The organism is Pseudomonas sp. TE31087 (genome assembly GCF_057284075.1).
In genome coordinates this window covers 1,297,903-1,315,095 of sequence record NZ_JBXVNN010000001.1, presented here as the reverse complement: position 1 = coordinate 1,315,095, position 17,193 = coordinate 1,297,903, and the positions used below count along the sequence as shown (strand labels likewise).

Annotated in this window: 21 protein-coding genes and 1 pseudogene; 7 read left to right on the top strand and 15 right to left on the bottom strand. The window is 66.6% G+C overall.

Going from position 1 to position 17,193, the window contains the following annotated elements:
• Positions 1-67 precede the first annotated feature (67 nt).
• Positions 68-286 carry a hypothetical protein gene (locus tag ACZ899_RS05905; protein WP_050705559.1) on the top strand — a complete coding sequence of 73 codons (219 nt, stop codon included), beginning with the start codon at positions 68-70 and terminating at the stop codon, positions 284-286.
• 21 nt (positions 287-307) lie between these two features.
• On the opposite strand, the gene ACZ899_RS05900 is transcribed toward ACZ899_RS05905, so the two are convergent.
• The 4 genes from ACZ899_RS05900 to ACZ899_RS05885 all read right to left on the bottom strand — a co-directional run bounded on the left by ACZ899_RS05900 (position 308) and on the right by ACZ899_RS05885 (position 3,247).
• A complete protein-coding gene (locus ACZ899_RS05900; RefSeq protein WP_234561180.1) occupies positions 308-844 on the bottom strand; it encodes a DUF3833 domain-containing protein in 537 nt (178 codons plus the stop codon).
• A gap of 2 nt (positions 845-846) precedes the next feature.
• Positions 847-1,389 carry a chalcone isomerase family protein gene (locus ACZ899_RS05895; protein WP_234561179.1) on the bottom strand — a complete coding sequence of 181 codons (543 nt, stop codon included), beginning with the start codon at positions 1,387-1,389 and terminating at the stop codon, positions 847-849.
• Between the two features lie 115 nt (positions 1,390-1,504).
• A complete protein-coding gene (locus ACZ899_RS05890; RefSeq protein ID WP_234561178.1) occupies positions 1,505-1,831 on the bottom strand; it encodes a putative quinol monooxygenase in 327 nt (108 codons plus the stop codon).
• 408 nt (positions 1,832-2,239) lie between these two features.
• On the bottom strand, positions 2,240-3,247 hold the full coding sequence (locus ACZ899_RS05885) for a zinc-binding alcohol dehydrogenase family protein (RefSeq protein WP_234561177.1): 1,008 nt from the start codon (positions 3,245-3,247) through the stop codon (positions 2,240-2,242).
• Between the two features lie 106 nt (positions 3,248-3,353).
• Here ACZ899_RS05885 and ACZ899_RS05880 point away from each other — a divergent pair.
• Positions 3,354-4,245: pseudogene (locus tag ACZ899_RS05880) on the top strand (LysR family transcriptional regulator).
• Here ACZ899_RS05880 and ACZ899_RS05875 read toward each other — a convergent pair.
• From ACZ899_RS05875 to ACZ899_RS05865, 3 genes are all read right to left on the bottom strand, one after another.
• Positions 4,246-4,863, bottom strand: coding sequence for a dTMP kinase (locus ACZ899_RS05875; protein WP_234561176.1), 618 nt, complete (start codon positions 4,861-4,863; stop codon positions 4,246-4,248).
• 42 nt (positions 4,864-4,905) lie between these two features.
• On the bottom strand, positions 4,906-5,328 hold the full coding sequence (locus ACZ899_RS05870; protein WP_203646489.1) for a PA0061/PA0062 family lipoprotein: 423 nt from the start codon (positions 5,326-5,328) through the stop codon (positions 4,906-4,908).
• A gap of 64 nt (positions 5,329-5,392) precedes the next feature.
• Positions 5,393-6,301, bottom strand: a complete 909-nt coding sequence (locus ACZ899_RS05865; RefSeq protein ID WP_234561175.1) for an NHL repeat-containing protein — start codon at positions 6,299-6,301, stop codon at positions 5,393-5,395.
• Between the two features lie 255 nt (positions 6,302-6,556).
• Here ACZ899_RS05865 and ACZ899_RS05860 point away from each other — a divergent pair, with 255 nt between their 5' ends.
• Both ACZ899_RS05860 and ACZ899_RS05855 read left to right on the top strand, forming a co-directional pair.
• On the top strand, positions 6,557-7,393 hold the full coding sequence (locus tag ACZ899_RS05860) for a bifunctional allantoicase/(S)-ureidoglycine aminohydrolase (RefSeq protein WP_232856247.1): 837 nt from the start codon (positions 6,557-6,559) through the stop codon (positions 7,391-7,393).
• Between the two features lie 169 nt (positions 7,394-7,562).
• Positions 7,563-8,168 carry an START domain-containing protein gene (locus ACZ899_RS05855; RefSeq protein WP_234561174.1) on the top strand — a complete coding sequence of 202 codons (606 nt, stop codon included), beginning with the start codon at positions 7,563-7,565 and terminating at the stop codon, positions 8,166-8,168.
• Between the two features lie 3 nt (positions 8,169-8,171).
• On the opposite strand, the gene ACZ899_RS05850 is transcribed toward ACZ899_RS05855, so the two are convergent.
• The 5 genes from ACZ899_RS05850 to ACZ899_RS05830 form a co-directional block, all read right to left on the bottom strand.
• Entirely contained in the window at positions 8,172-9,680 is a 1,509-nt protein-coding gene (locus ACZ899_RS05850) for an MDR family MFS transporter (RefSeq protein WP_234561173.1), read from the bottom strand.
• The gene (locus ACZ899_RS05845; protein WP_234561172.1) at positions 9,670-10,806 is read right to left on the bottom strand and encodes an HlyD family secretion protein; all 1,137 of its coding nucleotides are present in this window, start codon (positions 10,804-10,806) and stop codon (positions 9,670-9,672) included. The genes ACZ899_RS05850 and ACZ899_RS05845 overlap by 11 nt, the downstream gene beginning before the upstream one ends.
• A 272-nt stretch (positions 10,807-11,078) precedes the next feature.
• On the bottom strand, positions 11,079-11,951 hold the full coding sequence (locus tag ACZ899_RS05840) for an alpha/beta fold hydrolase (RefSeq protein ID WP_234561171.1): 873 nt from the start codon (positions 11,949-11,951) through the stop codon (positions 11,079-11,081).
• 18 nt (positions 11,952-11,969) lie between these two features.
• Complete coding sequence (locus ACZ899_RS05835) at positions 11,970-12,590, bottom strand: LysE family translocator (protein WP_186732858.1); 621 nt, start codon at positions 12,588-12,590, stop codon at positions 11,970-11,972.
• 445 nt (positions 12,591-13,035) lie between these two features.
• Positions 13,036-13,470, bottom strand: coding sequence for a general secretion pathway protein GspC (locus ACZ899_RS05830; RefSeq protein ID WP_234561170.1), 435 nt, complete (start codon positions 13,468-13,470; stop codon positions 13,036-13,038).
• Positions 13,471-13,585: 115 nt separating this feature from the next.
• On the opposite strand from ACZ899_RS05830, the gene gspH reads away from it, so the two are divergent.
• Both gspH and ACZ899_RS05820 read left to right on the top strand, forming a co-directional pair.
• Positions 13,586-14,020 carry a type II secretion system minor pseudopilin GspH gene (gspH, locus tag ACZ899_RS05825; RefSeq protein WP_234561169.1) on the top strand — a complete coding sequence of 145 codons (435 nt, stop codon included), beginning with the start codon at positions 13,586-13,588 and terminating at the stop codon, positions 14,018-14,020.
• A complete protein-coding gene (locus tag ACZ899_RS05820; RefSeq protein ID WP_234561168.1) occupies positions 14,017-14,610 on the top strand; it encodes a type II secretion system protein GspJ in 594 nt (197 codons plus the stop codon). The genes gspH and ACZ899_RS05820 overlap by 4 nt, the downstream gene beginning before the upstream one ends.
• Here the strand turns inward: ACZ899_RS05820 and ACZ899_RS05815 are convergent.
• Genes ACZ899_RS05815 through ACZ899_RS05805 form a run of 3 tightly spaced genes read right to left on the bottom strand, consistent with a single transcriptional unit; the run spans position 14,603 to position 16,718 of the window.
• Positions 14,603-15,505, bottom strand: a complete 903-nt coding sequence (locus tag ACZ899_RS05815; RefSeq protein ID WP_234561167.1) for a FecR family protein — start codon at positions 15,503-15,505, stop codon at positions 14,603-14,605. The two genes, ACZ899_RS05820 and ACZ899_RS05815, sit on opposite strands and share 8 nt — an antisense overlap.
• A gap of 29 nt (positions 15,506-15,534) precedes the next feature.
• Complete coding sequence (locus ACZ899_RS05810; RefSeq protein WP_028692228.1) at positions 15,535-16,077, bottom strand: RNA polymerase sigma factor; 543 nt, start codon at positions 16,075-16,077, stop codon at positions 15,535-15,537.
• Entirely contained in the window at positions 16,074-16,718 is a 645-nt protein-coding gene (locus ACZ899_RS05805; protein ID WP_234561166.1) for an STN domain-containing protein, read from the bottom strand. The genes ACZ899_RS05810 and ACZ899_RS05805 overlap by 4 nt, the downstream gene beginning before the upstream one ends.
• A 160-nt stretch (positions 16,719-16,878) precedes the next feature.
• On the opposite strand from ACZ899_RS05805, the gene ACZ899_RS05800 reads away from it, so the two are divergent.
• A complete protein-coding gene (locus ACZ899_RS05800) occupies positions 16,879-17,193 on the top strand; it encodes a hypothetical protein (RefSeq protein ID WP_232856256.1) in 315 nt (104 codons plus the stop codon).

Here is a 17,193-nt window from a genome sequence, read left to right as displayed (position 1 = left end):
TCAATGTGATAGCATCCGCGCGCCCCTGGAGGGGCAATCTTTTGAAATCCCGCAAGGAACATGCTTCGTGAAAGACTTCGTCATCAGCGTCAACAACATCGTCCTCTACATCTCCCTGGCCGTTATCTGGCTCTTCGCACTCATCACCCTGTTCACCGGCGGATTCCTGCCAGCCCTGGGTGTGTTCGTGGCCGGCAGCCTCGGCTGGTGCATCGTTTCCGGCTTCTGGTTCGTCCAGTCCGCCACCTACGAAGAGCTGCGCAAGCTCAACGCCAGCAAAGACTGACGCTCTGCTCGGTACGCGCGCTCATGGCGCGCCTTCCGGCATGCGTCGGAAGAACAGGGTGATCTGGCCGACCTCCACCCCCAGCTTGCTCATGCGCGAGCGGTTGATCAGGGTGTCGTCATCCATCAGGTACATCCAGTCGTCCAGGTCCACCTGCCAGTGCCGCCCGTCCACGGGCAGATCCAGCGTGTAACGCCAACGCAGCGCATTGCCGGCCACCTCGCCGCGCGCCTCGCCGATCACATCCCCCGCCGTGCCGCGCCAGCGACCGGGGCCGTCCGGCACCAGCGTCCAGGTGCGCTGCTGCCGGGTGCCGTCGCTGTAGAGAAACTGCTCGTCGAGGATCAGCCGTTCGCCTTCCCGGCGGCTGTCGATGCGAACGTGAAAGCGCTTTACCACTTCCCCGGAGCGCTTCTGGAACATGCCCCAGGCCTGCACCGGGCGCGAAAAAAAGGCCGCCAGGTCGAAACGGGGTTGCTCCGCGGCGTAGCGCTCGACGTCGACATTGCCGCAACTGCCCAGAACCAGGCAGGCCGCCAGCAACAGCATTCTGTACATGTTCAGGATCCTCCTCGAGGCTTGCCGGCCAGGCCGAGCAGTTGCAGGCGCAATTGGGCGTCCCGAGCCCGCGGGTCCAGCCAGATGGCGAAGAACGCCCGGGCAAAGGCCGGGTCGGCAAGGGTGCGGGTGGGCTGCTCATCGACATAGAAGCGGCCGCCCTGCCCCGGCAGGTACAAGCCTGTGATGCGCATGCCGGGGCGCACATCCACGAATGCCTCCTGCAGTACCTTCGCCCAGGCTTCGAGCTGTTGCGGCGTCACGCTGCCGGCGCCGAGGCGACGCATCTCTTCGAGGCTGGCTTGCACCAGCGTGTCCCGGGACAATGAGCGGTGGTAGGTCAGCTCCAGGGCGAAAGGCTGGTTCCAGTCATGGCGCGGACCCTCGGTCCACAAACGTGCGCTGTACAGTCGCAAGCCGAACCAGGTGAAGTCGCCACCGCCCAGTTGTTGGGCTTCTGGCAAGGCTTCACGCCAGTCCGCAATAGCCGCTGGCATCGACGTCAGCAGCAGGCAGAGGCAGGCCCAGCGCGCAAGGAATGCCATGGCGAATCTGCAAGGAGGGAAAAACTATACAATGCTAGGATCTTGTATAGATAAAATCAAATAATGTATAGATCAGCGGGTGCACCACTGCGCGATGCCGGTTGCCCGTTGTGCCTCACGGGTGAGGCGCAACGGTAGTGGATACCGGATCAAGGAAGATCAGTTGCAGCGGCTCCGCCAACAACTGGTCGGCCTGCTCGGCAAAGCGCTGGAAGTGGGCGGTGGCCAGGTGCGTGTCCAGGGCCTGCTGGTGGTCGAACGCCTCGCGCATGTAGAACGTCCCGGGCTCATCGCTGCGCTCGAAGAGCATGTAGTCGCGGTTGCCGGGTTCCGCCCGGGTTGGTTCGATCAAGGCCAGCAAGGCGGCTTTCAACGACGCTGCCAGGCCTGGCTTGGCCTTGAGGATGGCAAGGGAAACGAGGGGATGGTCTTGTTGGTTCATATCTGGCTCCTGGTCAGTTGCGGATCGACTGGCCTGCGGTTGTTTGTGGATGGGCTGTTGACCGTGTGTGGGCCGTTGGGTGTCCGCCGCGATTCTTGCAGCGCCTATGAGATCGAGCGCCGCCCGCGCGGCGCATCGCGACGCAAGGCCGCTCCTACATCTGTTTCGGGCCAGTCAGTCCTGTGCCATTACCTAGTACGCCTTGTGGGTACGACGCGGTTTCAGTGTGGGCACCACTGCCGCTCCACCTGTCTCAAGACATGCACCAAGGCGGGCAACCATGGCCTGACAGGTTTGGCACGTTGCAACAAATGTAGGAGCGGCCTTGCGTCGCGATGCGCCGCGCGGGCGGCGCTCGATCTGATAGGCGCTGCAAGGCTTTCGGCGGACACCTTGAAAAGACTGGCTTCAGAACCCTTCCAAAACAATCTTGCCGCGCGACTTGCCGCTCTTGACCAGCGCATGGGCACGGCGCATGTTGGCGGCATTGATAGCACCGAAATGCTCGCCCAGGGTGGTGCGCAGGATGCCCTGGTCGATCAGCCCGGCCACGCGCTCGAGCAGCTCGTGCTGGCGCACCATGTCGTCGGTCTGGTACAGCGAGCGGGTGAACATCAGCTCCCAGTGCAGCGACAGCGACTTGCGCTTGAGCGGCATGACATCCAGGGTCTGCGGGTCGTCGATCACCCCCAGGCGACCTTGTGGCCGCAGCACCTCGACCAGTTGCGCGAAGTGCTGCTCGGTATGGGTGAGGCTGGCGACATGGCTCACCGACTCGATCCCCAGGGCCTGCAGTTGCCCGTGCAGTGGCGCGCTGTGGTCGATGACATGATGGGCGCCCAGTTCGCGCACCCAGTCGGCGGTCTCGGCGCGGGAGGCGGTGCCGATGACCGTCAGACGGGTCAGTTGCCGGGCCAGTTGCACCAGCATCGAGCCGACGCCGCCGGCGGCGCCGACGATCAGCAGGGCATCGCCCTCGCCGCCGCCTTCGACCAAGCCTAAGCGGTCGAACAGCAGCTCCCAGGCGGTGATGGCCGTCAGTGGCAGCGCTGCCGCCTGCGCCGCACCCAGGCTGCGCGGTTGGTGCCCGACGATGCGTTCGTCGACCAGGTGGTATTCGCTGTAGCTGCCGGGCCTGGCGATGGAGCCGGCGTAGTACACCTGGTCGCCGGGCTTGAACAGGGTCACCTGAGGGCCGACTTCACGGACGATACCGGCCGCGTCCCAGCCGAGTATTTTCGGCTCACGCGTGAAAGTGCCGGCACGCACCTTGGTATCGACGGGGTTGACCGACACGGCCTTGACCTCCACCAGGATGTCCCTGGGCCCTGGACTCGGCCTGGGCATGTCGATGTCCTGAAGGGACGCAGGGTCTTCGATGGGCAGGCCGTTCTGGGTATAACCGATCGCTTTCATAGGCACTCGCTGCTGGATATGGTTTGATTCGTGAACCCAGTCTGGCGTGTCCGGTCGTTGGGAAAAACGGGTTGTACCCGTGAACACTTTCATTGCAGGAGTGAAAATGATCCGCCTCGACGACCTGGCCATCTTTGTTCGCAGCGCCGCGTTGGGCAGCTTTACCGCAGCCGCCCACGAAGCCGACCTGCTGCCCGGCCAGGCGGCCGAGGCGGTCAAGCGCCTGGAGCGTGAACTGGACGTGCGGCTGTTTGCCCGTACCACGCGCAGCCTGCGCCTGACGGCCGAGGGTGAGCAGTACCTGCCCTCGGCCTTGGCCGCCCTCGAGGCCCTCAGGCAAGGACGGGACAACCTGCAGCAGGAGAGCGCCCAGTTGAGCGGGATCCTGCAGGTGGCCGCGCCGTCCGACCTGGGGCGCAACGTGCTGCTGCCCTGGCTCACGGCGTTTCGCCGCGAGCACCCGCAATTGAACCTGCGCCTGTTTCTCTCCGACCAGATCGCCGACCTGTTCCGCGATCCGGTGGATATCGCCATCCGCTACGGCCTGAACACCGACGCCAACTACATCGCCCTGCCACTGGCACCGTGGAACCGCAAGGTACTGGTGGCCTCGCCCGAGTACCTGGCGCGGCAAGGCCCGCTGCAAGCCCCCGCAGAACTGCGCGAACACCAATGCCTGCTGTACATGCAGCAGGGCCGGGTCTACGACAAGTGGCAACTGGGGACGCAGACCGTGCAGGTGCGTGGCGCCCTGCTCTGCGACGATGCCGATATTGCCCGGCGATGGGCCGTGGCGGGCGAAGGGATCACCTACAAGTCCTGGCTGGATGTGAGCGACGATGTATTGGCGGGGCGGCCTCGTCGTGCTGTTGCAGGATCACCCAGGGCCGAGCATGCCATTGAGCCTGGTGTGCCCGCACCGCAAGCAGTTGTCGCCTGCCGTGAAGCAGCTGCACGCCTGGCTGTCGAGCCGTATCGCCGCGCTCGAACGCTACTGATCAGCCTGCTGGCAGCACGCCCTGGATCGCCGATACCACCTGCCGCGTCGCCGCTTCCAGGGTGTCTTCATTGCGGCACAAGAACCAGCCTTGATCGGCAACCGCTCGCTCGAATGCTTGCGTGCAGGCCTCGTGTTCATCCAGTTCATGCATCACGGTACTGCCTAGCCCACGCGAGCGCGCCGCTGCCCTGCCCCAGGAAATTTCAGGCTCGGTGATCACGCCCACATGCAGGTCCGGCACCCGCACGTCGCATTCGATGTTCAACCGTAGAATCTCGGCAAACGGCACCAGCCGGCGAAACGCGGCATCGGACGGGTACCAGCGATCGATCAGGATGATGCTGTCCTTGGGCTGTCTGGCCAGCACATGCCGGGAAATCCAGGCCCGGCTGTGCGCAAGGCGCTCACAGACCTTCATCTCCAGCTCCCGGCAGGGATGCCTGACGAACTGGTTGACCAAAACCATGGTTTCGCCCCGATAGGGATCGCTTTTCTTCTCGCTGATGCGGATCACTTTCCTGTTGTCCGCCCTCAGTGCTTGGGTGACGGACTCCAGCAGCGTGGTCTTGCCGGTGCCTTTTGGCCCGTCCAGGGAAATGAACAGCGAATGATTCATGCGTCACACAACGATTGGATTCCTTCATCAACTGACATCGACTCACATCAGGCAGTAGAACTCGCTGACCTCGGCGACGATCTCCCGGGCGGCATTGTACAGCCTTGCCTCAGGTGTCAGGGCCATGGAGCGGGCTTCGAGCACATAGCGCTGGCCGGCCTGGAAACCGGCGTAGTCGAGGGTCAGGTAGCATTGGCGGACTGTGGTGCCGCCCATCATGCTCAGCCCGCCTCCGCCGCTCGTTTCGTAGTCGAACCTGACCACCAGCTCATGGCTGCCGGGAGTCACCTGGAAGAAGCGGCCTTCGACAAGGCGCTGCTTGTCCAGGCGTTCGGCCAGCAGGACGCGGTCGTTGGGGAACGGCAGCGAGAGGTCGACCCAGGCCATCTGCGGGTTGGCGGCGGGCATTGGCGCCTGGCAACCCGGGATGACGGTGATCAGCAACAACAGCATCAGCCGGCGCATGACAAAGACTCCTCTGGGGCCTGTATCAAGGATAGCGCCGTGGCCTTTGCAATGGAGGGGTTTGTCAGGCTTCGGGCACCCGTGGCAGGGATTCGGCCTGGGCAGTGCTCTGCGCAGCCGGCGGGGTCAGGTGCAGCACCCGGTCGCGGCCACCCTCGGCGAGCAGATAGCCGCCCTTGCCGTCCGGGACGATGGCCTGGGGCGCCTTCAGGTAGTTGAGCACCGTGTGACGGGTGCCATCGCCGTCGATGCGCAGCAGGCGCGCACGGTGGGTCGAGTCCTCACTGATCCACAACCCACGCTGGTCGCACAGCAGGAACGTCGGATTGCGCAGGCCCTCGACCACCACCGGGTCGGCCCCCTCGGCGCTGAACGCGCGGATCTTGCCGGTGGCTTTCTCGGTGTACAACAGACGCCCGTCGGTGCAGCGGGTCAGGCCTTCGGTTTCGGTCAGGCCCGCACGCAGCACATCGAGTTCGCCGCTGCGCCAGTCGTAGCGCATCAGCCGGCCATCGCCCTTGCGGTCCTCGATGGCGTAGAGATGCTCGCCATCGTTGTACAGGCCCTGCACGTTGTTGCCTTCGAACAGCTGGCTGACCTGGCCGTTGCGCGACACGCTGACCGGCGCCCCGCCCACTTCCTGGCTGAACGCCCAGCCACCGTCGACGGCGACCATGCCGTCGGGCTTGGACAGGCCGTCGAGCAACACCACCCGGTCGCCCTCGGCGGTGATGCGCATGATGCTGCCCTTGCCGCCGTTGAGTTCGCGGCTGACCAGCAGGCTGCCATCAGCCTGGGGCAGCAGGGAGGCAGCCCGGGTCACCGAGTTGTGCAGTACTTGCACGCCCCAGCCTTCGGCGGCCTGCACCGGGTAGAAGGACTGCCAGCCGAAGAAACCCAGGGTACAGGCTACCAGACCTCCGGTACCGGCCAGAGCGAGGCGGACAGCACGTTTGCGCAGGACAGGCATCATCGATTCAGCTCCGTGGAAGTGCTGGCGATGCTAGCAAGGTGATGTGAAAAAAATGTCATTGCCATAAAGCCTGGGAAACTTCCTACACCCGCACCATGAGAATACCGTCATCACATTCAGCAATTGGATACCGGGTATTCCAACATTTAATTTGTAGATGGAACAGCCACGCCCCTATGCTGGCGGTGCATCCCCTGCACGCACCGGCCGGTGTGGTCCAAGGCATGGGGAGAGAACAACAAGTCGAGACCGTTCATGTCGAAACCTTCCTACTTCGCCCCCCACGGTGGGCACCCGGCTCAGACCGAGCTGCTGACTGACCGTGCCATGTTCACCGAAGCCTATGCCGTCATCCCCAAGGGCGTGATGCGTGACATCGTCACCAGCCACCTGCCGTTCTGGGACAAGATGCGCATGTGGGTTATCGCCCGCCCGCTGACCGGTTTCGCCGAAACCTTCTCCCAGTACATCGTCGAAGTCGCCCCCGAAGGCGGCAGCGAGCGTCCTGAGCTGGACCCGAACGCCGAAGCGGTGCTGTTCGTGGTCGAGGGCGAGATCGACATCACCGTCGAAGGCAAGCACCACACCCTGGTGCCGGGCGGCTACGCGTTCCTGGCCCCGGGCGCCGACTGGAGCCTGCGCAACAACAGCAAGGCCAACGTCACCTTCCACTGGCTGCGCAAGCACTACCAGAAGGTCGAGGGCCTGCCGGTTCCGGAGTCGTTCGTCACCCACCGCGACAACGCCACCGTCATCGAGATGCCGGGCACCGACGGCGCCTGGAAGACCACCCGCTTCGTCGACATGGCCGACATGCGCCACGACATGCACGTGAACATCGTGACCTTCCAGCCGGGCGGGGTGATTCCGTTCGCCGAGACCCATGTCATGGAACACGGCCTGTACGTGCTGGAAGGCAAGGCGGTGTACCGCCTGAACCAGGACTGGGTCGAGGTCGAAGCCGGCGACTTCATGTGGCTGCGCGCCTTCTGCCCGCAGGCTTGCTACTCCGGCGGCCCGGGCCCGTTCAGCTACCTGCTGTACAAGGACGTCAACCGTCACGTGCACCTGACGCTCAATCCGCAGCGCTGATGGTCGTGGCTTGATCTGGTGGGAGCGGGCTTGCCCCGCGATGCAGAGTATGGCACCGGCTTCGCCGGTGATCGCGGGGCAAGCCCGCTCCCACGTTGATGATGCTTGGGCGACCGCCTGGAGGTCTTGATCCATACTGATCGGACATCCCCTCTCCGGCATCCCCGCCATGACCCTCCTGCGCCCTCTGTTCGTCCTGCTGCTCCTGCTGCCGGGCACCTTGCCGTGGGCGGACGACTGGCAACTCACCCACCAGGAAGACGGCATCGATGTCTACCTGAGCAACGTCGACGGTTCGCCCTACCAGCAGTTCCGCGGCATCACCCGGATCAAGGCCAGCATCCGTACCCTGACCGACCTGCAGGAGAATCTGCGGGTGGCCTGCAAATGGCTGTACGCCTGCGCCGACATGCGCCTGCTGGAGGTGGACGGCGACACCACCTGGGTCTACCTCACCACCGCCCTGCCCTGGCCGGCCAAGCCCCGCGACATGGTGCTCAAGGTACGCACCGAGCGCCTTGACGACGACACCCTGGTCCGCCACCTGAGCGCCGAACCCGGGCGGGTGCCGGCAACACCTGGGCTGATCCGGGTGCGTCGGCTCAGCGGCGAGTGGATCATGCGCCCGCTGGGCGAGCGCGAGACCGAGGTCACCTATCAGCTGCGCGCCGACCCGGCCGGCGATGTGCCGGGCTGGCTGGCCAACCGCTTCGTCGTCGATGCGCCGATGGTCACCCTGAAGACCCTGCGGGCGGTGGCCGAGCGTCAGCCGTAATCGCTAGCGACTGCGCAGCAGCAGGGACGCCAGCGCACAACCGAGCAACGCCACGCACGACAGGTAGAACGCATCCGAATAGGCCATCAGGTAGGCCTGCTCGCGCACGCTCTGGTCGATCAATGCCAACGTCTGCATCACCTGCGGCGACTGCGGGTCGACCATGCCGCCGGGCAGGCGTTGCTGCAGCGCGCCGTCGAACAGCGTCAGCCCTTCGCCCACTCGCACCGAATGAAAGCGCTCGCGCTGCGACACCAGTTGCGTCAGCAGCGCCGTGCCCAGCGCACCACCAAGGTTGCGCAGCATCGAGATAAGCGCCGAGGCGGAGCCTGCCTGGGCCTTGTCCAGGCCCTTCACCGCCAGCACCGACAACGCCACCATGATCAACGGCTGGCCGATGCCGCGCACCACCGTCGAGGGGATGATCACGTTGCTGCCCGAGTCCACCGTCAGCGTCGACCCCAGCCAGCAGCCCAGGGCCATGATGGCGAAGCCGCTGGCCACCAGCAGCTTGGCATTGAGCCAGCGCATCAGCCGTGGCAGCAACGGCGCCAGCAGTAGTTGGACCATGCCGTAGGCGATCAGGCTCTTGCCGATCTCGCTGGCGCTGTAGCCCTGCACCAGCGACAGGTAGTTGGGCACCAGGAACACCAGGCCGAAGGTGGCCGCGCCGAACACTGCCATGGCCAGGCTCGACACGCCGAAGTTGTAGCTGCCCAGCAGACGCAGGTTGATGAATGGTCGCGCGCCCCACAGTTGGCGCTGTATGAACAGCGCCAGGGCGATCACCGCGACGAGGCTGAAGCCGACGATGAAGCGCGATTCGAACCAATCCTTGCGCCCGCCCTCCTCCAGCACCACCTGCAACGCCCCCAGCCCCAGCGCCATGGCGACGATGCCCAGCCAGTCCGCCTGGCGCAAGGCGCTGCGATCACCGGCCTGGCCCTTGATCGACCAGGCCACCGCCGCCAGCAGGGCCATGCCCGGTGGCAGTTGCAGCAGGAAGATCCAGCGCCAGGAGTACATGTCGGTGAGCCAGCCACCGATCGACGGCCCGGCGGCCTGGGCCACGCTGTTGGACAGGCTGAACAGTGCCATGCCCAGCGCCAGGCGGCTGGCCGGCAGCTCGGTGATGATCAGCTGCATCGATAGCGGGATCAGCACCGCGCCGGAGGCGCCCTGGATCACCCGCAGGCTGATCATCGCCTCCAGGCTGCCGGCCATGGCGCAGCTCACCGAGCTGACCAGGAACACCGCCGAGCCCACCAGCATGACCCGGCGCAGGGAGAACACCTGCACCAGCCAGGCCGTCAGCGGGATCATGCTGATCTCGGCCACCAGGTAGGCGGTGGATATCCACGAACCCTCCTCGAAGCTGGCCCCCAGCGCGCCTTCGATCTCGGGCAAGGCGGCGCTGGTGACATGCACGTTCATGCCGGCCATGAAGCAACCGAACAGGCCACCGATCACCGCCACCCAGGCGCGCAGCGAGACTTTGTCCTCAGCGCTCATGGCGGGCCTGCCGGGTGTCGACGGTGGCGATCACCGACATGCCGGGCAGCAGTCGTGGGCTGTCGTCGCCCTCCGGGTCGAGGTGGATGCGTACCGGAAAGCGCTGGACGATCTTGGTGAAGTTGCCGGTGGCGTTGTCCGGCGGCAGCAGCGCGAACACCGCGCCGGAGCCAGGGGAGACGCTGTCCACCGTGCCGCGCCAGTGCTGGCCGAAGGTGTCCACCTCAAGGGTCACCGGCTGGCCGGGGCGCATCTGCGCCAGCTGGGTTTCCTTGAAGTTGGCCACCACGTAGGCCTGTGCCACCGGCACCACCGCCAGCAGCGGCAGGCCGGGGGTGACGTACTGCTGCTGACGCACCTTGCGCTGGCCGACCACGCCGTCGAACGGCGCGCGGATCTCGGTGTCGGCCAGGGCGCTGCGGGCCAGGTCGGCCTCGGCGCGGGCCTGGTCGAGGTCGGCCTGGCGTTGCAGCAGTTCGGCTTCCAGTTGCTTGCCCTGCTGTTCCAGCATCGCCTTGCGTGCATGCTGGCGGGCCAGTTCGGCGTCGGCGGCGCGCTGCATGGCCTGGGCCTGGATGCGGGTGGCGCGGGCCTGCTCCATGCGCTGCACACTGGCCGCCTGCCATTGCGCCAGGTGCTGGTAACGCTGCCAGTCGGCCTCGGCCCGCTGCGCCTCGCCGCGGCTGCCACCGCGTTCGGCGTCGGCGCGGGCGATGGCGTGGGCCTGCTCGTCCTGCTCGGCGACGAAGGCGCGCAGGCGCATGCGCTGCACCTGCAGCGCCGCCTCGCTCACTGCCAGCTGCGCCTCGGCCTTGCGCAGGCGGTCGCGAAAATCTCGTTCGTCCAGGCGCACCAACAGGTCGCCGGCCTTGACCGTGGCGTTGTCCGCCACCGCCACCTCGGCCACATAGCCACTGACCCGGGCACTGATCGGCGCCCAGTCGGCGCGCACGTAAGCGTCGTCGGTCTGCTCCAGGTAACGGCCGTCAAGCCACCAGTAGCCGCCATAGGCCACCACCAGCAGCCCCAGTCCCCCGGCCAGGCCGAAGCGCAGCAGGCGCTGGCGGCGCCGGGCGCGGGTTTGCTCGAGGGTGTGCTGGGGATCTGGGCTGACCGCCTGGTTCATGCTGGGCTCCATCCGTTGGGGGGAGCGACAGGGTACGGAATCTGAGATTGTCGTTCGCTCGCGAATCGGCAAGCAATCGTCGCGAAATGGACAGCAGATCAGTCTACGCTAATCTCGCGTGCGGAACCTGTAGGAGCGGCCTTGTGTCGCGAAAGGGCTGCGTAGCAGCCCCAGCGATTGATGCGTCAACGCTGAAGCCCTGGGGCCGCTTTGCGGCCCGTTCGCGACACAAGGCCGCTCCTACAGGGGTTGCGTACCGTTGTGGGAGGCTTTCAATACTGCAGGAACGCCAGCACCTGCTCCGTGGCCATCGGCGGGTCTTCCTGCATGAAACAGTGCCCACCGGCCACCTGCTGCGCGCTCACCTGGGCATTGAGCCCCGCCAGGCGCTGTACCGAATGTGGCACGAAGGGATAGGTCTGCTCGCCGTACAGGATCCGCGTCGGCGTCTGGATACTGCCCAACTGCTGCCACATGCGCTCTGGGAACGAACTGAAGATCTCCACTTCACGGCTGGGCCGGCACTTGAGCACCACGCCTTCGCCGCAATCGCCGATGGCGTGCTCCACATAAGCCTGCAAGGCCGCATCGCTCCACCCCTTGAAGATCCCGCGCCCCTGCAGCGAGGCCTGCGCCGCCTCGCGGTCGGGCCAGTGGCTGCGGCGAGTGGCGGCCTTGCGCGCCAGGGCGTGGCGCCGGTGCAGGCCGACCATGGCGGCGGCGCCCATTACCCCGATCATGCGCCGGCTGAACAGCACCGGATCCAGCAGCACGGCGCGCTGGAACAATTTCGGCTCGCTGGCCAGGATCAGCCCGGTGAGCACGCCGCCGAAACTGTGGCCCAGGGCGTAACGCGGGACATCGCCATACTCGCCGCGCCCGGCCTCGAACGCCTCCACCGCCAGCGCCGCGCTGCGGTTCCAACCGCAAAAGGCGCCGCCGTGGTCACTGTCGCCATGGCCTTGCACATCGCTCAGCCACAGGTCGAAGTGTTCGCCCAGGCGCATGAGCATCGGTTGGTAGACCAGGCTGCAGAAGCCGTTGCCATGCAGGAAATGCAGCAGCGGCTTGCCGCTGGCGGGGGTTCGCCATCCGCGCAGGGTAAAGCCTTCTGCGCATTCATGGGACCAGGGGATCAACTCCATCGACGGCACTCATCGGCTCTAGGAAAACGCCGATTCTACAAACAGCAGCGGATACAGTGAAATCACCAGCAGCACGGCCATCAGGACATTGAACAGCACCACCGCGCGCGGATTGCGCAGCAGGTTGCGCAAGGCGCTGCCGAACATCACCCAGATGCCGACGCTGGGCAGGTTCACCAAGGCGAACACGGTGGCGATGACGATCACGTTGAACACGTAGCCCTGGGCCGGCGTATAGGTGGTGATCGCCCCGATCGCCATCACCCAGGCCTTCGGGTTGACCCACTGGAACGCCGCGGCGCCCCAGAACCCGAGCGGCTTGCGGCTGCCGGCGGCATCGCCGGACATCGGTCCGGAGGTGGCGATCTTCCAGGCCAGGTACAGCAGGTACGCCGCGCCCGCGTAGCGCAGGATGCTGTACAGCGGCGGCCAGGCCTTGAACACCTCGCCCAGCCCGAGGCCCACCGCCAGCACCATCACCATGAAGCCGACACTGATGCCCAGGGCGTGGGGAATGGTGCGGCGCACGCCGAAGTTGACCCCCGAGGCCAGCAGCATGGTGTTGTTCGGACCGGGGGTGATGGAAGAAACGAAGGCGAACAGGACGAACGCACTGAGCAGATCGAGGGAGGCAAGCATGGCGGCGGTTTCCGGCTTTTCTGATTATCGAAAGGCCACAGTAGCGGAGGGTTGGGGGGAATGACCGGTACAGTTGGGAGAAATTGAGTGGATACACATTTCTGAGCTGGTTGTATGGCCTCCGGGTGCATGCCTTCAGGCTTGTATCGTCCTTGAGATCGAGCGCCGCCCGCGCGGCGCATCGCGGCACAAGGCCGCTCCCACATCTGTTTCGGGCCAGTTTTTCCTGTGCCATTACCTGGTCCGCCCTGTTAGTACGACGCGGTTTCAGCGTGGTCGCTACCGCTGCCCCACATGATCTCAAGACATGCACCAAGGCGGGCAACCATGGCCTTACAGGTTAGGCACGTTGCAACAGATGTGGGAGCGGGCTTGTCCCGCGATGCGCCGCGCGGGCGGCGCTCGATCTCATAGGCGCTGCAAGTCTTCCGACAAACCACCAGCTCTATTGATCGCGAGGCGCCTCGCCCCAGAACGACGCCTGCGTGAGCACCGGCACCTCGACGCGGCTGCGCTGACCGCCGCGCTCGATCACCAGGCCGCGGCCTTCGATGGCGACCAGGCGCACCCCACGGGCCAGCTCCTCGCCGCTGCGCACGGCACGTGCCGGGGCACCGTCGACACTGACGATGGCCACCGCGCCCTGGCTGCCGGCCATCACGCCGCTGACCTGGATCTGCACCTGCAACGGCAGGTCGGCAAACCAGCGCCCGGCCGGTGTTTCACTCGGTACCTGGGCCTCAGCCGGCTGCTGCAAGGCCCCGCCCGGCGAAGGCTTCAGCAGCAGGCTGGCCCAGGTTGCCAGGCCGGCGATAAGGGCCAACACCCCCAGCCCCTGCAACAGCAGGCCGGGGGAAAGGTTGGGAAGGGCAATACGCATGGTCACGCGCTCCTTGTGTGCCTGCGACCGAGCATACCGACCTATTCTCACGGTTTTGTTTCACACGGTGATCATCTTGCTCGGGCAAGCTGCCTGGCAGGACAAGGAGCGCCCCGTGAACGGACAACGTGGTTTCACCCTGATCGAACTGATGGTGGTGCTGGTGATCGTCGGTATCGCCAGCGCCGCCATCAGCCTGAACATCCGCCCCGACCCGGGCAAGCACTTGCGCGCCGACGCCGAGCGCCTGGCGCGCCTGCTGGAACTGGCGCAGAGCGAGGCCCAGGCCGATGGCCAGCCGCTGCGCTGGCAACGCGACCGCGACGGCTACCGCTTCGTCCGCGCCGATGGCCAGGTACTCGTTGACGGCCCGCTCAAGCCGCGCCGCTGGCAGGCCGAGGCGGTCAAGGTGCGCAGCGAGCCCCGTGGCGCGGTGTGGCTCGATGGCGAATGGATCGGCACGCCGCTGACCCTGCGCCTGAGTAGCGGCGCGCTGCGGATGGAACTGGCGCGCAACGCTGCCGGCCAGGTACGGGTGAGCCAACCATGAACCGGCAAACAGGCTTCACCCTGATCGAAGTGATGATCGCCATCCTGCTGATGGCGGTGGTCAGCCTGATCGCCTGGCGTGGGCTGGACAGCGTCAGCCGCGCCGACCGGCATGTGCGTGAGGCCAGCGAAGACCAACAGGCGATCCTGCGGGTGTTCCAGCAGCTGGAGCGCGACGTGGCCCTGCGCGCCACCGTCGAACTGGTCGAACCACCCCTGCCCGGCCGCGAACCGTCGGGCAAGCCGTTGCTGCCCGCCGTACGCGCCCGTGCCGATCGTCTCGAGCTGGTGCGCACCGGCGCCGTCTCCGGCAGCGGCCTGCAACGGGTGCGTTGGTACGTGCGTGGCGGCACCCTTTACCGCGCAGCCGCGCCGCTGCGCGAGCGCTTTCCGCTACCCGCGCCCAAGGCCGCGGTGGCGGTGCTGGACAACGTCAGCGCCTTCGACCTGCGCAGCTGGCAGGCCAAGGGCGGCTGGCGCTCACCAGCCAGTGAGGCCGACGACAACCCCGCCGGCCTCGAGGTGCGCCTGACCCGGCGCGGCCCCCAGGGCGAGGAGCGTTACCGCCAGGTGCTGGGCCCGTTCAACTGACCAGCACCACGCCGCCCGGCAGCTCCAGGCAGCGTGCGCCATAGGCGACGCGGATCAGTTCGGCGGCCTGGCGCAGCTGGTCGAAACTGAACCGTGCCTGCACCCGCCGGCGGCCCAGCGTGGGGTTGAGCAGCACCAGGCGTCCCGGGCGGTAGCGGTTGATCTCGTCGATCACCCGGGCCAACGGCGCGTCGCGGAACACCAGCATGCGCTCACGCCAGGCCATCACCTGGCCCGGGTCGAACGACTCCGGCATCCCGATACCTTGCGCGCCATAGCGCAGTTGGCGCCCCGCCGGGAGCACCTCGACCCGGCCCTGGACGGCTACGCGCAACTCACCGCCCAGACAGGTGACGCAGACCCCCTTATCGTCCTCGCGCACGTTGAACCGGGCCTGCTCGGTGCTAATCACCCCATCCTGCGCTCGCACCTGCATGGGCTGGCCGGCCAGCACCTCGATCTCGCCGGCGAGCAGGGCGATCCCCTCGGGCTCGCGGCTGACCCGGGTGCGCACGTTCAGCTCAAGCTCGATCCCGGGCGCCAGTTCCACCCGTTGCTGCTCGCCTACCTCGGTGGCAAACGCTGGTGATGGCGCCAGGGCCTGCTCGAGCAGGCCGCCACGCCAGACCACCAGCGCCACCGACGCTGCCAAAGCGCCGCCCAGCAACGCCCGGCGACCGAGCAACGGCGCGCCCAGCCTGGCCTGCCGCGCCGCAGGGCCGAGCAGGTGCCAAAGCTGGCGTGCCTGTGCAAACGCCTCGGCATGCGCCGGGCTGCGCGCGCACCACTGGCGCAGGGCCCGGGCATCGGCCTGGGTGGCCTGACCGGACGTCAGCCGTAGCAGCCAGTCCTGGGCCTGGCGCTGCAAGTCGGAATCGGGCGGAATCTGGGACATGGGGCTCACATGAAGAGGTCGACTATCGTTCAAGACGGTTTTCCCGCGCCGGGACCGAACCGCTGAAACACTTTTCTGTCCAGGCGCATCGCGCAATGCCCCAGCGCCGCCTTGAGTTCCTTCTCCACCGTGCGCGTGGAGATGCCGAAGCGCTGGGAGATTTCCAGGTGCGAGGCCTCCTCCAGGCGGGCGGCGATAAAGATCCGCCGACGCCGGGCCGGCAGCTCGTAAAGGGCGCCCAACAGGTTCTGGATCTCGCGCTGGCCGCCGACGATGCGCGCCGGGTCCTGGTCCTCGGCCACCTGTAGCAGCGCTTCGATCTCGGCGCCGGTGAGCAGCCGGGCGTCGGCCTCGCGGCGGTCGGCGGCGACGTTCAGGGCCATGCGGTACAGGTAGGCACCTGGGCGCTGCAGGTCGTGCGTCGCATCCATGCGGTCCACCCGCAGGTAGGTTTCCTGCAGCACGTCGTTGGCCAGGTCGTCAGAACCGAGCCGACGCCTCAGGCGTACCCTGAAGGCGTCGTAGGAGGTCAGAAACAGCTTGACCAGCGCACTGTCCCGAGGTTTGTTCATGCCGCCGCAGCTCCTTGCGAAAGTGGGCAATCCATAGGTTCCGGACGCAGCAGCAGGGTCAGCGGCTGCGCCAGGGATGTCGGCGGCGCCTGTTCCAGGCGCACCGTGCGCAGGCGCTCGACCAGCGCGGCGTCGCGGGCGAAGTCGCCGGTCGAGGCCAGCAGGCGGCTCTGCACCAGTTGGCCGCCGGCATCAATCCACACCTGCAAGGCCGCCCGGTAAGCGCCCGGCCGGGTCAGCGGCGAGGCGCACAGGGCGCGTTCGACCGCGTGTTGCAGCGCCAGCGCATAACTGCCCGATGACAGGCCGCCGTTGCGCCCACGCCCAGCCGTGCCGCGCAGGCGCAGCGGTTGCAGGGTGAAGCCGCCGCCACTGTAGTGCGCCTGCAAGCCGGTGCCCTGCAACAGTCGCTGCAGGCCTTCACGTGCCGGGTAACGGCCCAGGACCTGGCTGGAGCGCTGGCCGGCGAGCAACGCCTGGTCGACCAGCACCGCCAGGCCGCTCTGCCGACCGAAGCTGTCCAGCGCCCGGTCCAGCGCCTGGGCCGGGATATCCAGGGTCAGCAATGGCTGGCCACGCAGACCGGGGGCCGCCAGCAACCAGGCCAGCATCAGCGCGCCGACCACGAGCAATGCACGCACAGATATCCGGGCCTCCTTGCTGGCCGCCGTCGCCGGGGAAACGTCATCCTGGGGCCTGTGTATGACGCTGTGGTGACAGCCTGCGGCAACCAAAACTTCACCTCGATTGCGGCCTGCGAGGGCTAGACTGCGCCGAGGAACGATTGCCCGGAGACCCGCCATGGCCCGCCTGACCCTGACTGCCCTGCCCTTGCTGCTGACCTGCGCCCTGCCGGCCTACGCGGAACCGCCCAAGGGCGGCCAGGGTTGCATCGATGTGCAGGTGGGCCAGTCACGGGCCCTGGCCTATGACTGCCTGACCCAGCAGCTGCAAGGCACTGATCCGCGCGCCGCCAAAGGGCTGCGCGAACAGCTGGATCCGGCGCGGCAGATGCAGCGCAAGGCGCCGAACCAGATGGGGTTGGCGACGCCGGCGGCGACGTCGACGCGCATGGGTAATAGTTTTGGCAGTTCGGTGGTGCCGCAGCGGCCTTGA

Coding starts and splice junctions, on each gene's coding strand:
- ACZ899_RS05895 (WP_234561179.1), bottom strand. CDS start 1,389: ATGGCATTCCTTGCGCGCTGGGCCTGCCTCTGCCTGCTGCTGACGTCG.
- ACZ899_RS05855 (WP_234561174.1), top strand. CDS start 7,563: ATGACCCTCCTGCGCCCTCTGTTCGTCCTGCTGCTCCTGCTGCCGGGC.
- ACZ899_RS05860 (WP_232856247.1), top strand. CDS start 6,557: ATGTCGAAACCTTCCTACTTCGCCCCCCACGGTGGGCACCCGGCTCAG.
- ACZ899_RS05820 (WP_234561168.1), top strand. CDS start 14,017: ATGAACCGGCAAACAGGCTTCACCCTGATCGAAGTGATGATCGCCATC.
- ACZ899_RS05840 (WP_234561171.1), bottom strand. CDS start 11,951: ATGGAGTTGATCCCCTGGTCCCATGAATGCGCAGAAGGCTTTACCCTG.
- ACZ899_RS05890 (WP_234561178.1), bottom strand. CDS start 1,831: ATGAACCAACAAGACCATCCCCTCGTTTCCCTTGCCATCCTCAAGGCC.
- ACZ899_RS05810 (WP_028692228.1), bottom strand. CDS start 16,077: ATGAACAAACCTCGGGACAGTGCGCTGGTCAAGCTGTTTCTGACCTCC.
- ACZ899_RS05885 (WP_234561177.1), bottom strand. CDS start 3,247: ATGAAAGCGATCGGTTATACCCAGAACGGCCTGCCCATCGAAGACCCT.
- ACZ899_RS05865 (WP_234561175.1), bottom strand. CDS start 6,301: ATGATGCCTGTCCTGCGCAAACGTGCTGTCCGCCTCGCTCTGGCCGGT.
- ACZ899_RS05835 (WP_186732858.1), bottom strand. CDS start 12,590: ATGCTTGCCTCCCTCGATCTGCTCAGTGCGTTCGTCCTGTTCGCCTTC.
- ACZ899_RS05900 (WP_234561180.1), bottom strand. CDS start 844: ATGTACAGAATGCTGTTGCTGGCGGCCTGCCTGGTTCTGGGCAGTTGC.
- ACZ899_RS05815 (WP_234561167.1), bottom strand. CDS start 15,505: ATGTCCCAGATTCCGCCCGATTCCGACTTGCAGCGCCAGGCCCAGGAC.
- ACZ899_RS05830 (WP_234561170.1), bottom strand. CDS start 13,470: ATGCGTATTGCCCTTCCCAACCTTTCCCCCGGCCTGCTGTTGCAGGGG.
- ACZ899_RS05870 (WP_203646489.1), bottom strand. CDS start 5,328: ATGCGCCGGCTGATGCTGTTGTTGCTGATCACCGTCATCCCGGGTTGC.
- ACZ899_RS05850 (WP_234561173.1), bottom strand. CDS start 9,680: ATGAGCGCTGAGGACAAAGTCTCGCTGCGCGCCTGGGTGGCGGTGATC.
- ACZ899_RS05800 (WP_232856256.1), top strand. CDS start 16,879: ATGGCCCGCCTGACCCTGACTGCCCTGCCCTTGCTGCTGACCTGCGCC.
- ACZ899_RS05845 (WP_234561172.1), bottom strand. CDS start 10,806: ATGAACCAGGCGGTCAGCCCAGATCCCCAGCACACCCTCGAGCAAACC.
- ACZ899_RS05875 (WP_234561176.1), bottom strand. CDS start 4,863: ATGAATCATTCGCTGTTCATTTCCCTGGACGGGCCAAAAGGCACCGGC.